15 protein-coding genes are annotated in these 14,438 nt (G+C 64.6%); 10 read left to right on the top strand and 5 right to left on the bottom strand.

The annotated features are described in order from the left end of the window. Positions 1-346 precede the first annotated feature (346 nt). From argB to murI, 6 genes are read left to right on the top strand one after another with little or no spacing between them, the layout of a single operon-like run. The gene (gene argB / locus ACFQ2F_RS13685; RefSeq protein ID WP_379091563.1) at positions 347-1,195 is read left to right on the top strand and encodes an acetylglutamate kinase; all 849 of its coding nucleotides are present in this window, start codon (positions 347-349) and stop codon (positions 1,193-1,195) included. Next, positions 1,192-1,959, top strand: a complete 768-nt coding sequence (locus tag ACFQ2F_RS13680; RefSeq protein WP_379091001.1) for a pyrimidine 5'-nucleotidase — start codon at positions 1,192-1,194, stop codon at positions 1,957-1,959. Before argB ends, ACFQ2F_RS13680 begins: the two co-directional genes overlap by 4 nt. A gap of 48 nt (positions 1,960-2,007) precedes the next feature. Then, a complete protein-coding gene (gene dapD / locus ACFQ2F_RS13675; RefSeq protein WP_379090999.1) occupies positions 2,008-2,850 on the top strand; it encodes a 2,3,4,5-tetrahydropyridine-2,6-dicarboxylate N-succinyltransferase in 843 nt (280 codons plus the stop codon). Positions 2,851-2,863: 13 nt separating this feature from the next. Beyond that, a complete protein-coding gene (locus ACFQ2F_RS13670; protein ID WP_379090997.1) occupies positions 2,864-3,355 on the top strand; it encodes a DUF805 domain-containing protein in 492 nt (163 codons plus the stop codon). Between the two features lie 18 nt (positions 3,356-3,373). Next, the gene (dapE, locus tag ACFQ2F_RS13665) at positions 3,374-4,555 is read left to right on the top strand and encodes a succinyl-diaminopimelate desuccinylase (protein ID WP_379090995.1); all 1,182 of its coding nucleotides are present in this window, start codon (positions 3,374-3,376) and stop codon (positions 4,553-4,555) included. A gap of 19 nt (positions 4,556-4,574) precedes the next feature. Continuing rightward, positions 4,575-5,402 (top strand): glutamate racemase, encoded by an 828-nt coding sequence (gene murI, locus ACFQ2F_RS13660; RefSeq protein WP_379090993.1) that lies wholly within the window; start codon positions 4,575-4,577, stop codon positions 5,400-5,402. Positions 5,403-5,532: 130 nt separating this feature from the next. Here the strand turns inward: murI and murJ are convergent, their stop codons facing one another. Both murJ and truA read right to left on the bottom strand, forming a co-directional pair. Further along, positions 5,533-7,158 (bottom strand): murein biosynthesis integral membrane protein MurJ, encoded by a 1,626-nt coding sequence (gene murJ / locus ACFQ2F_RS13655; RefSeq protein ID WP_379090991.1) that lies wholly within the window; start codon positions 7,156-7,158, stop codon positions 5,533-5,535. Positions 7,159-7,168: 10 nt separating this feature from the next. Then, positions 7,169-7,906 (bottom strand): tRNA pseudouridine(38-40) synthase TruA, encoded by a 738-nt coding sequence (gene truA, locus ACFQ2F_RS13650; RefSeq protein ID WP_379090989.1) that lies wholly within the window; start codon positions 7,904-7,906, stop codon positions 7,169-7,171. Between the two features lie 77 nt (positions 7,907-7,983). Between truA and ACFQ2F_RS13645 the strand changes: the two genes are divergently transcribed. After that, entirely contained in the window at positions 7,984-8,442 is a 459-nt protein-coding gene (locus tag ACFQ2F_RS13645) for a pyridoxamine 5'-phosphate oxidase family protein (RefSeq protein WP_379090988.1), read from the top strand. Here ACFQ2F_RS13645 and fmt read toward each other — a convergent pair. Continuing rightward, positions 8,439-9,365 (bottom strand): methionyl-tRNA formyltransferase, encoded by a 927-nt coding sequence (fmt, locus tag ACFQ2F_RS13640; RefSeq protein WP_379090986.1) that lies wholly within the window; start codon positions 9,363-9,365, stop codon positions 8,439-8,441. The genes ACFQ2F_RS13645 and fmt overlap by 4 nt on opposite strands. A gap of 32 nt (positions 9,366-9,397) precedes the next feature. Here fmt and ACFQ2F_RS13635 point away from each other — a divergent pair, with 32 nt between their 5' ends. Continuing rightward, on the top strand, positions 9,398-9,670 hold the full coding sequence (locus ACFQ2F_RS13635) for an autotransporter outer membrane beta-barrel domain-containing protein (RefSeq protein ID WP_379090984.1): 273 nt from the start codon (positions 9,398-9,400) through the stop codon (positions 9,668-9,670). A 366-nt stretch (positions 9,671-10,036) separates the two neighbouring features. Here ACFQ2F_RS13635 and ACFQ2F_RS13630 read toward each other — a convergent pair whose 3' ends face one another. After that, positions 10,037-10,453, bottom strand: a complete 417-nt coding sequence (locus tag ACFQ2F_RS13630) for a hypothetical protein (RefSeq protein ID WP_379090982.1) — start codon at positions 10,451-10,453, stop codon at positions 10,037-10,039. On the opposite strand from ACFQ2F_RS13630, the gene ACFQ2F_RS13625 reads away from it, so the two are divergent. Beyond that, a complete protein-coding gene (locus ACFQ2F_RS13625) occupies positions 10,427-12,946 on the top strand; it encodes an autotransporter family protein (protein ID WP_379090980.1) in 2,520 nt (839 codons plus the stop codon). The genes ACFQ2F_RS13630 and ACFQ2F_RS13625 overlap by 27 nt on opposite strands. Before the next feature lie 147 nt (positions 12,947-13,093). After that, on the top strand, positions 13,094-13,414 hold the full coding sequence (locus tag ACFQ2F_RS13620) for a hypothetical protein (protein WP_379090978.1): 321 nt from the start codon (positions 13,094-13,096) through the stop codon (positions 13,412-13,414). Positions 13,415-13,418: 4 nt separating this feature from the next. Here ACFQ2F_RS13620 and ACFQ2F_RS13615 read toward each other — a convergent pair whose 3' ends face one another. Continuing rightward, positions 13,419-14,393, bottom strand: a complete 975-nt coding sequence (locus ACFQ2F_RS13615) for a SphA family protein (RefSeq protein WP_379090976.1) — start codon at positions 14,391-14,393, stop codon at positions 13,419-13,421. Positions 14,394-14,438 lie beyond the last annotated feature (45 nt).

Here is a 14,438-nt window from a genome sequence, read left to right as displayed (position 1 = left end):
GGGGGGGGGGGGGAGAAAGACTCGATAGCTAGGCTCCCCCTCACCCCAACCCTCTCCCCCGAGGGGAGAGGGGGCGCGTCGTGCCTCTCGGACAGCCCCTTCAAACCGGCCCAAGCGGAGAAAACGACGGAAGACGGGAGTTTCCCCTTAACTTCCGCCCCGCTATAAAGCGCCGGTGACTGATGACAAGCCAGATTTGCCCGACGTAAAGCCCGACCCGGCAGCCGAGCTCGGCCATGGCAGCACCCGGCTGCCCGGATTGAAGGCGGATGAAGACGCGCCGAAGGGGGCAGCACCGCTCTCCGTGTTCCAGCGGGCGGACCTCCTGTCGGAGGCGCTGCCCTTCATGCAGCGCTACGACAAGGCGACCGTCGTTATCAAATATGGCGGGCATGCCATGGGCGATCCGAAGCTCGCCCAGGATTTCGCCCGGGACGTGGTGCTTCTGAAGCAGTCGGGCGTGAACCCGATCGTGGTCCATGGCGGCGGACCGCAGATCGCGCGGCTGCTAGAGCGCTTGAGCATCAAGAGCGAATTCAGGGACGGGTTGCGGGTCACCGACCGTGAGACCGTCGATGTCGTGGAGATGGTGCTCGCCGGCTCGGTCAACAAAGAGATCGTGGCGGCGATCAACGCCCATGGCGGCAAGGCCGTGGGCATCTCCGGCAAGGACGCCAATCTAATGCGGGCGCGCAAGATCACCCGGACCTGGCGCGACCCCGATTCCCGGATCGAGCAGATCGTCGATCTCGGCTTCGTGGGCAATCCGGATCAGGTCGATCCGCATATCGTGGATGTGATCATCCAGTCCGATCTTATTCCCGTAGTGGCACCCATCGCTGTCGGCGCGGACGGCGAGACCCTGAACATCAACGCCGACACGTTTGCAGGCGCGCTGGCTGCCGCCATGAAGGCGAAGCGGCTTCTGCTGCTGACGGATGTGGAAGGCGTGCTCGACAAGCAGGGCAAGCTTGTGAAGGCGCTCACCACCAAGGAGGCCTTGGCGCTGATCGAGGACGGCACCATCTCTGGTGGCATGATCCCGAAAGTCGAAAGCTGCCTGGGCGTCGTGGCCAAGGGCGTCGAGGCCGTCGTCATCCTCAACGGCAAGGTACCCCATGCGGTGCTGCTGGAGCTCTTCACCGAGCATGGCGCGGGCACCCTGATCGAGCGGTCGGGGGCCTCTGCCACATGACGAAGATCGCAGATTACGAACGGCGCGGCTTTGAGCAGACGGAAGCCTGGGTGTTCGATCTCGACAACACCCTCTACCCCGCCGACTGCAATCTTTTCAGCCAGATCGACAAGCGCATGGGCGCGTTCATCGCCGACCGTCTGGATGTCACCCCAGAAGAGGCCCACCGGCTGCGCAAGCATTACTACTACACCTACGGCACGACGCTGGCCGGGCTGATGCGGCTGCACGACGTGCATCCGGACGATTTCCTGGAGTATGTCCACGACATCGATCTGGCCGTGGTGGAGGCTGCGCCGGAGCTGGGGGCGGCCATCGATCGGCTGCCGGGGCAGAAATACGTCTTCACCAACGGCTCCATGCAGCATGCCGAGCGGGTGCTGACCAAGCTTGGCCTGAGCGACCATTTCGACGACATGTTCGACATCCGCTCGGCGGAGTTTATCCCGAAGCCCGATCCCGTCACCTATGACCGGTTCCTGAAGGCCCATGGGGTGAGCGCGACGGAAGCGGCGATGTTCGACGATTTGCCCCACAATCTGAAGCCGGCGCACGCGCTCGGCATGACCACGGTGCTGGTGGCCTGCGGGGCGACGGACCATCCCGATCATCATGCAATCGCGACATGGACGGAGCTGCCGTCCCACATCCATCACCAGACCGACGCCCTGGCGCCCTTCCTCCGGGAGGTCTATGCCCGCCTCATCGGCGAGGCGGAGCCGGAGCAGCCAGACTTTTCCGATGCCGGTTTCCGCACCGGCTGACTTGCCAGATTTGACCTGCCAATTCCTAGAAGACGATAGGTTCGCGTTATGAGCAAAGAGCAACTGAAGCCCATCATCGAGGCCGCCTTCGACAAGCCCGACGAGATCTCGCCCAAGACCAAGGGCGAGACCCGCGATGCCGTCGAAGAAACCCTGGAGCTGCTGGACACCGGCAAGCTGCGGGTCGCCGAGAAGGTGGACGGCCGCTGGACGGTCAACGAGTGGGCCAAGAAGGCGATCCTGCTGTCGTTCCGCCTGGAAGACTCCCACAAGATGGAAGGCGGCACCGATGGCGGCACCTGGTGGGACAAGGTGCCCAGCAAGTTCGCCGAGTGGAAATCTAAGGACTTCAAGAAGGCCGGCTTCCGGGCCGTGCCGGGCTCCATCGTGCGCCGCTCGGCCTATATCGCGCCGGGCGTGGTGCTGATGCCGTCCTTCGTCAATCTTGGCGCCTATGTCGACACGGGCGTGATGGTCGACACCTGGGCCACGGTCGGGTCTTGCGCGCAGATCGGCAAGAACGTGCACCTGTCCGGCGGCGCCGGTATCGGCGGCGTTCTGGAACCGCTCCAGGCAAACCCGGTGATTATCGAGGATTACTGCTTCATCGGCGCCCGCGCCGAAGTGGCCGAGGGCGTTGTGGTCGGCGAAGGCTCGGTGCTCTCCATGGGCGTCTATATCGGCCAGTCCACGAAGATCGTCGATCGGGAGACGGGTGAGATCTTCTCCGGCACCGTGCCGCCCTACTCGGTGGTGGTCGCCGGCTCCATGCCCGGCAAGGATTTGCCGGACGGCTCGCCGGGACCGTCCCTCTACTGCGCCGTGATCGTGAAGACCGTGGACGAGCGGACCCGCTCCAAGACCTCCATCAACGACCTGCTGCGGACGTAAGGCGCGCGATTTGATGGACCTGAAATACTGGTATCTGACGCTGCGGGGCCGGATCGGCCGCCAGACCTTCTGGATGGCGATCGTCCCGCTTCTCATCGCGAGCTGGGTGGTCAGCTTCATCGTCACCCGGATCACGCTGTCCATGCCGGGCAACGCGATCATGGGCGCGCTGGGCTCGGGCATGATGATGCTCATCACAGCCGTCACCCTTATCGGCATCATCGCGGTCTGCGTGAAGCGCTTCCACGACCGGAACAAGTCCGGCTGGTGGATGGCTGGCCTCTATGTGGTCAGCATCGCTCAGGTCGCCGTGCTGGCGACGTCCGGCATGGCCATGACCGAGACCGGGCCGATGTCGCTCGGCAATCTGCTTTCGGCCGTCTGGTTCGGTCTGGTGCTTTGGCTGATCATCGAGCTCGGCATCCTCAAGGGGACGGACGGGCCGAACGAGTACGGGCCGGACCCGCTGCAAGATGCGCCGGCCAACACGGACGCCGACGCGTAACGACAGGAATTCCGGCCGATGGGCTCGCTTTCGGAAGACGCCGTCGATCTCGCCCAAGGGCTGATCCGCTGCAAGAGCGTGACGCCTGAGGAAGGCGGTGCGCTCGACTATCTGCAAGGAAAGCTCGAGGCGGCCGGTTTCACCTGCCATCGCCTGCCTTTCGAGGCGGCGGGCACGCCGACGGTCGACAATCTCTATGCGCGGATCGGGACTGGGCGTCCTCATCTCTGCTTTGCCGGCCATACGGATGTGGTGCCGCCGGGCGACGACGATGCCTGGACCCATCCGCCGTTCGCCGGCGATATCGACCAGGGACTGCTCTACGGGCGCGGCGCGGCGGACATGAAGGGCGGTGTGGCGGCCTTTGCCGCAGCAGCCTTCGACTATCTCACTTTTGCGCGCGGCGAGCCGGCCGGCTCCATCAGCCTGCTCATCACGGGCGATGAGGAAGGCCCCGCCGTCAACGGCACCGAGAAGGTGCTGAAATGGATGGAAGCCCATGACGAGGTGCTGGACCACGCCATCGTCGGCGAGCCGACCAACGCGACCCAGCTTGGCGAGACAATCAAGATCGGCCGGCGCGGCAGCCTGAACGGCAAGGTGACAGTGAAGGGCGTGCAAGGCCATGTGGCCTATCCGGCGCTCGCCAACAATCCGATCCGTGGACTGATCGCGGTGCTCTCCAGCCTCTACGAGGAGCCGCTGGATCACGGCAACGCCCATTTCGCGCCCTCCAACCTGGAGGTGACGACCATCGATGTGCGGAACCCGGCGACCAATGTGATCCCGGCCAAGGCTGAGGCCCTGTTCAACATCCGCTTTAACGACGATCACACGCCGGACTCCCTGCAGTCCTGGGCGCGGGAGAAGGCCTTCATGGCGCTGGAAGGCTCAGGCCTGGAAGCGATCTTCGACTACGAGCCGGCCAACCCGGTCTTCGTGACGGAGCCGGGCACGCTCAGCACGCTGCTGTCGGAAGCGATCAGCGACGTGACCGGGCTGACGCCGGAGCTTTCGACGGCGGGCGGAACGTCGGATGCGCGCTTCATCAAGGATTACTGCCCGGTGGTGGAGTTCGGGCTGACCACGGAGACCATGCATCAGGTGGATGAGCGGGTTAGCCTTTCGGATCTGGAGAAGCTCGCGGTGATCTACCGGCGCTTTCTCGATCTCTATTTCAACGGCGGCACGGCGAGCTAGCCGGCGGGATATATATCCAATGAGCTCTGGCGATACGCGTCCCATAGGCGTCTTCGATTCCGGCATGGGCGGGCTGACGGTGCTTCGCGCCATGGCCGAGCGTCTCCCCAACGAGCGTTTCGTCTATCTCGGCGATACGGCCCGCCTGCCCTACGGCACCAAGAGCCCGGAGACCATCAAGGCCTATGCCCTGAAGGCCACGCAGCTTCTGATCGACGAGGGTGTGAAGCTGGTGGTGATCGCCTGCAATACGGCTTCCGCCGTGGCCATCGGACCGCTGTCGGAGGCGCTGGCGCCGGTGCCGGTCATCGGGGTGATCGAGCCGGGCGCTGCGGCCGGGGTCGATGCGACCAAGAACAAGCATATCGCCGTGCTGGCCACCGAAAGCACAGTGAAGGGGAACGCCTATGTCCGGGCGATCCACGCGCTTCAGGGCGATATCCGGGTGCTGCAGCAGCCCTGCCAGGTCTTCGTGGCCATGGCCGAGGAAGGCTGGACCGACGGACCTGCGGCGCGGGCCGCGGCCGAGCAGTATCTCGCCACCGTCTTCTCCGGCGAGGATCCGCCGGACACGCTGGTGCTGGGCTGCACCCATTTCCCGGTGTTGGCCAAGATGCTGGGCGAGGTGGCCGGGCGCGAGGTCGCGATCGTGGATTCGGCGCGGACCACGGCCAATGCCGTGGCCGAAGCGCTGGCCGAGCTTGGGCTGGAGAGCGATGAAACGCCCGCGCCTGGCAAGACCACCAAGATCTTCGCCACGGATTCCCCTGAGCGCTTCGCCCGGGTCGGTGAGATCTTTCTGGGACGCAAGCTCGATGCCGACGATATCGAGCAGGTGGATTTATAGGGGCGAGAGCGCACCCAAACCTACCATCGTCATCCTGAGGTGGCCGCGCAGCGGCCCTCGGAGGATGGGCCGGCCTGCTTCGAGGCTCGCTTCGCGAGCACCTCAGCATGACGGCTCCCTGGAGCTAGCCCTACCGCCCTTCCGTGCCCTCTCCTGTGGGAGCGCCGGAGATGGCGCGAGCTTCCTCTTCCTCGGCCAAATCATTCGCGCTCAGGCTGCCGCTGCCAGCCTCGCGCAGGAGGCCGCGCAGCCAGCTCGTCCCCAGCAGCAGAAACAGCATCAGCCCGTAGACGATCCCACCGATAACGACGAGCACGGCGAGCGCTGTCTCGTCGCGGAAGGCTGGGAGGCCTTGCAGCAGGTTCGGCACAACGAGGCTCGCCCCGTAAACCGCCACGCCGAGGATTGCGCCGGCGACGACGAGCTTTACCAGCGTCGGGCCGAGCTTGGCCGGCGAGAGGGCGAAGCCGCGGCGCTTGGCGAACCAGATGAGCAGGCCGAGATTGATCCAGGCGCCGATGGCCGTGGCAAGCGCCAGGCCGACCTGGGCCAGCGGCCCCATGAGCAGGAATTTCAGGCCGATATTGATCGCCGCTGCCGACAAGGCCGCCATGACCGGGGTCGCCGTATCGCCGCGCGCGAAGAAGGGCGCGGTGAAGCTGCGCATGAGCACGAAGGGGATCATGCCGATGGCGTAGGCGGCCAGAGTCGCACCCGCCGCGGCGGCGTCTTCGGCTGTGAAGGCACCGCGGGCGAAGAGCGCGCGCATCATGAGATCGGGGATCGTGAGGCTCGCCGCCAGCACCGGCAGGGTCAGCAGGAGTGCGAGCTGGATGCCCCGGCTCTGGGCTTCGGCCGCGCCTTCCTTGTCGTTCGCCGCCAGGCGCTTCGACATTTCCGGCAGGAGCACGATGCCCACGGCGATGCCCACCACGCCGATGGGAAGCTGGTTGATGCGGTCGGCGTAGTAGAGGGCCGACAGGGCGCCGGCGGGCAGGAAGCTCGCGATCAACGTGTCGGCGAACAGGGCGAGTTGGACACCGCCGGCGCCTATGATGGCGGGACCGAGAGCCCTCAGGAATCGCAGCGTCGGCTTGTCCAGCACGGGCAGGCGCAGCCGCAGACCGAAACCATGGCGCTCCGCATCGATCCCCACCAGAAGAAGTTGCGCGACGCCCGCGATCAGCACGCCCCAGGCGGCCGCATGGCCGGCGGTGGGAAACCAGAAGGCCAGCAGGAGGGTCCCGATCATGCAGACGTTCAAGAGGATCGGCGCGCCCGCCGCGGCGGCGAAGCGATTATTCGCATTCAGCTCGCCGGAGATCATGGTCTGCATGGAGACCAGGAGCAGGGCCGGAAAGGTGATGCGGGTCAGGGTGACCGCGAGCTGAAAGCGCTCCGGATCGTCCTTCAGACCGTGAGCGAGAAGCCCCACGAGTTGGGGTGTGTAGAAGAGAGCAACCGCCAGGATTAGGATGTTGACCGCGAGCAGCGCGGCCGCGACCCGGTCGGCGAAGAGGCGCGCACGCTTCTGTCCGGACTGCTCCAGCTCGCGCGCATAGGCCGGGACGAAGGCAAAGTTAAAGGCGCCCTCGGCGAGGATCGCGCGGAAATGGTTGGGCAGGCGGAAGGCGATGAAGAAGGCGTCGGCGACGGGGCCCGCACCCAGCACGGCCGCCAGCACCACGTCACGGATGAAGCCGGTGATGCGGGACAGCAGGGTGAACCCGCCGACGGTGAAGACGTGCCGGATCATGGATTACCGCTCAATAGTCGACCCGTGAGAGGTAGAGCCCGCATGGCGGGGCGAGCGGTCCGCAACGTGCGCGGTCGCGCGCTTCCAGTGCGGCCTTCAGATCCTGCGCTGTCCAACTGCCCTCCCCCACGCGCTGCAAAGACCCGACCATAGAGCGGACTTGGGTGTGCAGGAAGGAGCGCGCATGGGTTCGGATGGCGATCTCGTCGCCCGCGCGCGTAACCTCGATGGCATCCAGGGTCTTCTCCGGCGAATTCGCTTGGCATTCCGCAGCCCGGAAGGTGGAGAAATCATGGCGGCCGACGAGGAGTTGGGCTGCCTCGTGCATGGCTTGCGCATCGAGAGCCCGGAAGACCACCCAGGCGCGGTTCTTCTGAAGCGCGAGCGGGCTGCGCCGGTTGACGATGCGATAGAGGTAATAGCGCCGGGTCGCGGAGAAGCGGGCATCGAAATCGTCACCCACCGCTTCGCACCGGAGCACCACGATAGGCTCGGGCCTGAGATGGGCATTCATGGCGTCGCGGACCTTCTCCGGCTCCCAATCTCTGGTTAGATCGAGATGGGCGACCTGGCCGAGAGCATGCACGCCGGCATCCGTGCGCCCTGCCCCGCGCGGGATGAAATCCTCGCCCGAGAACGCCTTCACCGCATTGGCCAGATGCTCCTGCACGGAGGGGACATCGCCTTGCGCCTGCCAGCCGCAATAGGGCGTCCCGTCATATTCGATTGTCAGCTTGTAGCGGGGCATAGTTGATGACCACGGCGTCCTGTCCGATGCTTAGGCGGAGACGGGACGGCACCTCAAGGAAACAGGCGGATAGAGTTATGGAAAAGTCTCTGAAGGATAAAGCGCTCTCCATCCTCAACGATAACCGCATCATGAGCGTCGGCACCCTGCGGGAGGACGGCTGGCCCCAGGTCACCACCGTCGGCTTCGGCAATAAGGGGCTGACGCTCTATTTCGTCTGCGGCCGGGACAGCCAGAAGGCCACCAATCTCACGCGCGACAACCGGGTCTCGCTCACCATCGATCACGACGTCTCCAACCCCATGGCGATCGAAGGCGTCTCCATGGCGGCGCATGCCTTTCTCGACGATGCGAGCGTGCAGGAGGCCATGTCGCTGATGGCGCAGAAATATCCCGAATATAGCGATATGCCGATCCCCGAAGCCTCGGAAGTGCATGTGGTCCGTGTGGTGCCGAAGGTGATCTCGGTGCTCGATTACAGCAAGGGCTTCGGTCACGCGGATACGGTTGAGGTGAGCGAGGCGGACCTCGCCTAGAGCAGCTTGGCGCCCTTCGTGAGCGGGACCCCGCGCAGGAAATCGTCTGCGCTCATGGGCTTCTTACCCGCGCGCTGAAGCTCCAAGAGCCGGATCGCTACCTCCCCACAAGCCACGACCAGAGGTTCGGCGATGACGGTGCCGGGCTCGCCGTTTCCGTCCGCAATCTCGGCGCGCAGCAGCTTCAGGCGTTCTTGCTTGCCTTCCCTTTCGATCTCGCACCAGGCGCCCGGATAGGGGCTCAAACCCCGGATCTGGTTGTGAATCTCTTTGGCAGGCTTCCTCCAATCGATGCGGCCGTCGGCGGAGGAGATCTTGGCCGCATAGGTGACGCCCTCTTGCGGCTGGGGTGTGCAGGCGAGCTTTCCCTCTTCTGCTCTGCCCAGGGCCTCGACCATGAGCGCCGCCCCTTGCTCGGCCAGAGCGTCGTGGAGCGCGCCCGCGGTCATATCCGGCGTAATCGGCAGCTCCACCTGGAGGCAGATATCGCCGGTGTCGAGGCCCTCATCCATCCGCATGATCGTCGTGCCGGTTTCCGTATCGCCCTCCATGATCGCACGCTGGATCGGGGCGGCGCCCCGCCAGCGCGGCAGGAGCGAGGCATGGACGTTGAAGCAGCCTTCGCGCGGCGCCTCCAGAATCGCGCGGGGCAGGATCAGGCCGTAGGCGATCACCACGGCCGCATCGGCATTCAGAGCCGTGAACCGCGCCTGCTCGTCCTCCGATTTCAGCTTCTCCGGCGTGAACACGGGAAGTCCCTGCTCCTCGGCAAAGGCATGGACCGGCGAGGGCCGCAGCCTCATCCCCCGCCCGGCGGCCCGCGGCGGCTGGCTGTAGACCGCGACGACCTCGTGGCCGGCGGCGAGAATCGCTTTGAGGGTGGGCACCGAAAAATCCGGCGTGCCCATGAAGACGATGCGCATGGGCGGGTGTTTAGCATGCCGGGGAAACGTTTGTGCAGCGACTCGCACATGACGCGCCGAACCTCTCCGTCGCCTGGCTCCATGCCTTCGACTCGGTCGATACCGACCTGGCGCTGGCCTTCGCCTCCGCCGGACCGGACTTCTCTATCCAGGGCACGCCCATTGCGCGCGACAGCGCTCTCGTCCAGGCCGGTCTCGACTTCGCGGCCTCCGCCAACGCGACGCTCTCCATCGCCTATGACGGACAGTTCGCCTCCGAGGAGCAAGAGCACGGCATCAAGGGCCGCGCTTCCTGGAAGTTCTGATAGGCGCATCAGGGCGTTATGTGTACCGGGTACCGCTTCAGGTAGAGTTGCGTGACCTGATGGCAACAATCGCGTGGCGAAACATCAGCCAACGTCCTTTCTGAGATTTACCCCGTGCCTCCCCCGATGTTTTCGGGCTACGTTCGCCACCATACTCATAGCTACTTCATAACTTCCACGCGGGACTTGCCCCGATTGCACCTGGGGGCATGCGTGAAAACTTCAACTAAGCGGCAATTTCTTCTTTCGACCACTGTCTTGTCGGGAGCGCTGACCGGCTACTCTGGCCGCGCCTGTGCCGCTTGCGCCAAGACAGCAATAGTCGCCGGTTTGGCAGCTCTCCCTTTCGCCGCGTCTGGGCCGACCCTAGCCGCTGTTTTCAACGTCACCGATGAGGCATCTCTGGCGACCGCCATAACCACGGCGAATAGCAATGGTGACGCGGCCAATACCATCAATGTGGGCGCCGACATCGCTCTCAGCGCAGCGCTTCCCGTTCTCAATAGTTCTTTTGCTAAACAGCTCACGATTTCGGGCGGCGGACATACGATCAACGGTCAAAGCACCCAGCGCATCTTCTTCGCGAACACCGGAGCCGTCGTCATCGAGAATGTCACGCTTGCGAACGGCGTGGCGCAAGGCGGCGACGGTGGGAGTGCCGGGATTGGCGGCGGCGGCGGATTGGGAGCCGGCGGCGCTCTTTTCGTCCGGGGCAATGAAGGCGGAAACTCTGCCGCAAATGTCACGCTGCGCGGGGTGCAGTTTCTCGACAACGAAGCGCATGGCGGCGACGGCGGTAGTAGAGCAGCAGGGGCCGTGCATGGTGGGGGCGGCGGCGGTCTCGGGGGCGATGGAGGCGGCGGCGGCGACGGCAGCCCTGGCGGAGGACATGGCGGCGGCGGCGCATTTGCGGGCCAAACCGGGCAGTCCAGCACTTCGAGCACTGGCGCTGATGGCGGCGGCCCGAACGGCGGGACCGGCAGCGCGGCTGGTGTAAATGGTGGACCGGGCGGTGAATTCTCAGGCGGCGGCGGCGGCGGCGGCAGTAGCTCGACAGGCGGTGCGGGCGGCTTCGGCGGCGGCGGCGGCGGCGGCGGCAATACCCTTGGTTCATCTGCGGGCGGCCCGGGCGGCTTCGGCGGCGGCGGCGGCGCAGCCGTTTTGAACGGCGGCGCGGGTGGATTTGGCGGGGGCGGCGGCGGTGGAAATAACAGTGCGGGTGGATTTGGCGGCGCCGGCGGTAGTGGTTCCACAGGCGGCGGCGGGGCCGGTATGGGCGGCGGACTTTTCGTCATGGAGGGGGCGGCTCTGACCGTCGAAGACGGATTTGAAGTGAACGGCGGCAGTGTTGCCGGTGGCCAATCCCCCGGCAGCAATCCGGCGGGAGCGGCCTTCGGATCGGGCCTGTTCCTGCAGGGGAATGGAACGGCGACCTTCCAGCCCGGTGCTGGCCAGACCCAGATTGTCCAGGACGTCATCGCCGATCAGACAGGCGTCGGCGGCACCGGTTCCAATGCCGGAAGCTGGTCTCTCGTCAAAACCGGCGGCGGCACTCTGGAACTAACGGGGATCAATCTCTACACCGGTGCGACCGGCGTAACCGAAGGCCGTCTCGGGGTGAACGGCTCGATCGCAAGTTCAAGCGGCGTGACAGTGTCTGGGGCCGGCGAACTTGGCGGCACGGGCGTTCTGCCTACAACGGTTATCGACAATGGCGGCACATTCGCCCCCGGCAACTCCATCGGAACTATCAATGTGGCTGGTAACGTCACCTTCAATTCCGGCTCCACCTATAAAGTCGAGGTCGATGCGGCCGGCAATTCCGACCTGATCAACGCGACCGGTACGGCCAGCATCAATGGCGGCACCGTGAGTGTGCTGGCCCAGAACGGCGATTACGACCCCAAGACCACCTACACGATCCTGACGGCTGGCGGCGGAGTAAGCGGCACTTTCACAGACGTTACGAGCAATCTGGCCTTCCTCGATCCGACGCTCAGCTACGACGCCAACAGCGTCTACCTGACCCTAGAACGGGCGGTCGTCATCGATACGAATACGGGCGAAGAGACTTTCTTGAGCTTCTGCGCGGTCGCGACCTCTTCGAACCAGTGCAACGTGGCGCAGGCGCTGGATGTCTTTCCGACGGACAACGAACTCTTCCTCGATATCCTGAACCAGACGGCAGCCGGCGCACGCCAAGCCTTTAATGCCCTGTCGGGCGAGATCCACGCCTCTGTCGGCGGTGCGCTGCTGGATGAAGGCCGGCACGTCCGCGATGCGGTCATGGGCCGGATGATCCAGGCGAGCTATGGCGGCACGGGGCTCGGCGGCGGCGGTCCGCAATCGACCCAGACGGCGAGCGCCGATCCCACCGCCAACATGATGGCGCTCGGCTACGGCTCCAAGGATCTCGGCTCTTACGAGCCGCTTCCGGCCGTGAGCGAAGGCCCAGTCTTCTGGACGCAAGGGTTCGGGTCCTGGGCGAGCTTCGACGGCAACGGGAATGCCGCCTCCCTCGACCGCGACATGGGCGGTTTCATCTCCGGTGTGGACGCCGAGGTGATGCCCGGCTGGCGGGCCGGTATCGCGGCCGGCTACAGCTACACCGGTCTCGATGAGGACGCCCGGCTGTCCTCGGCCAATGTCGATGCCTACCACCTGGTCCTCTACGGCTCCGGCAAGGTGAACCGCTTCAACCTGCGCGGCGGCGGCGCTTGGTCCTGGCAGGATATCGAGACGAGCCGCAATGTCGTCTTCCCGGGCTTCAGTGAGTTTGAGGAAGCCTCCTACGACGGCGATCGCGGTCAGCTCTTCGGCGAGATCGCCTATCCCGTCGTTCTGCATCCGAGCGTCGCCTTGGAGGGCTTCTCCGGCCTGGCCTACGTTCACCAGGAGACCGACGGCTTCACCGAGAGCGGTGCCCTCGCAGCACTGACATCGGCCGGCTACAACGAAGATGTGACCTACTCCACGACCGGTTTCCGGGCCGCCACCACCATGGCTTTCGGCGACACGGTCATCACGCCCAACGTCTCCGTCGCCTGGCTCCATGCCTTCGACTCGGTCGATACGGACCTTGCGCTCGCCTTCGCGTCCGCCGGGCCGGACTTCTCCATCCAGGGCACGCCGATCGCGCGTGACTCTGCTCTCGTTCAGGCCGGCCTCGACTTTGCGGTGACGCCCGACGCGACGCTCTCCATCGCCTATGACGGCCAGTTCACCTCCGACGCTGACGAGCACGGCATCAAGGGTCGTGCGAGTTGGAAGTTCTAGGGGGCTCCTCGCAGCGAAGGGAGAAAAGCCAATCGGCTGAACCGTTTACGGTTGCGTCTCCTTATTTCATACAATCTTTATCGCGGGTCGCATTTTTCCCGCTAAACTCGTCTCTTGCTCAATGTTTACACGTCTAGGGAGACGAGAATGTCCGCCAAATTTCTTCTGCCGATTTTCGGCATCGCCTTGATCGCCAGCGTGCCCGCTTCCGCCTACGACACGCTGGAGCAGGATTTCGCGATCTGCACCCAGGGTCAGGGCAGCAATCCGGAGATCGTGGATGCCTGCACCCGGCTGATCGACAATTCCCAGGCGGAAAACGAGCTTGTTGGGATGTTCTACGGTCTGCGCGCCTCGGCCAATGACGACCCGGCCCAGAATTGCAGCGACGCCCACAAGGTGCTGGAGCTGACGGACGACCCGAACCTGGTCGATGCCGGCCAGGCTCTGGTCGAGGCGAACTGCTAACGCGTCAGAACTTCTGGGACCAGCCCAGCACGACGTACCAGGCCTCGATCGCGTTCACCTCGTGGGCGGTGAAGAACGACTTCACCTTCACGGAGGCATCGTATTCCGGCATGTCGTAGTTGACGATTGGCCCCAGGCCGAGACTTTCCAGCTGCCAGCCATGGGCCGGCAGCACGAAGCCGTCCCATGTGTCGTCCTCGATCTGCCACGCGTAATAGCCGGCGAGGCCAAACTGGAATCGGCCCCAGCGCTCGGTGATGGCGAAATCCACATTGAGGAGATCGCCGGTCGCGTAGCGTGAGGACGGGTTCTTCAGATAGTTGTTCCAGAAGAGCTTGGCGCTGAACTCGGTGCCCTCCAGGAAAATGGGCTTGGTCCCATACGTAATGCCGACCGAGGGCGAGAAATCCCAGACATTCAGGCTCGCGCTGAGGATCTGGTCTTGCCTGGTGTCGTCGTCATAGCTGCCATAGGGGAACGTGATGCCGAAGCCGAAGAGGACTGAGAGCCCTTCGAAAACGGGATAGGCGTCCGGGTCCTTGGACGGCCGGTAATGGCCGAAGGAATACGACCAGTCGACCTCCACGTAAGGATCGCCGAGCCCTGCGCTGCAATTCTCCGCCTCACCGATCTGGAAGTGGCCGCACTGGTTGCCCATGGGTAAAAAGCCCAGCACGCCCACGGAGCCTCCGAACAGCTTCCACTCCGGCACGTACATGAGAAACGGCGAGAAATACTGCTTCTCCAGATCGGCCTCGCGGAAGGCCGACAGGGTTTCGCCATCGGGGCCTTTGAAGTCGGTGGCCTCGGAAACGTAGCCGAGAGCACCGCCATAGACGCCCGGCGGCGGGAGCTGACCGGAGTGGATGTCCGTGCCGCCGATGGGACCGGCAGCGTTCGGCCCCTCGAGCGCAAGCGCCGGGCCAAACGAAAATACAGCCGTGAGTGCGCAGACGAGAACGCCGGCAGCCCACCTCATCCAGTCCCCCTATTCCGTAATCTGTACGAAAATACCTCAGAATTG

The organism is Methyloligella solikamskensis (assembly GCF_042676065.1).
Lineage (GTDB): Bacteria > Pseudomonadota > Alphaproteobacteria > Rhizobiales > Methyloligellaceae > Methyloligella > Methyloligella solikamskensis.
Note: the sequence above shows the minus strand (reverse complement) of the source record. Positions and strands in the feature narration are given on the sequence as shown.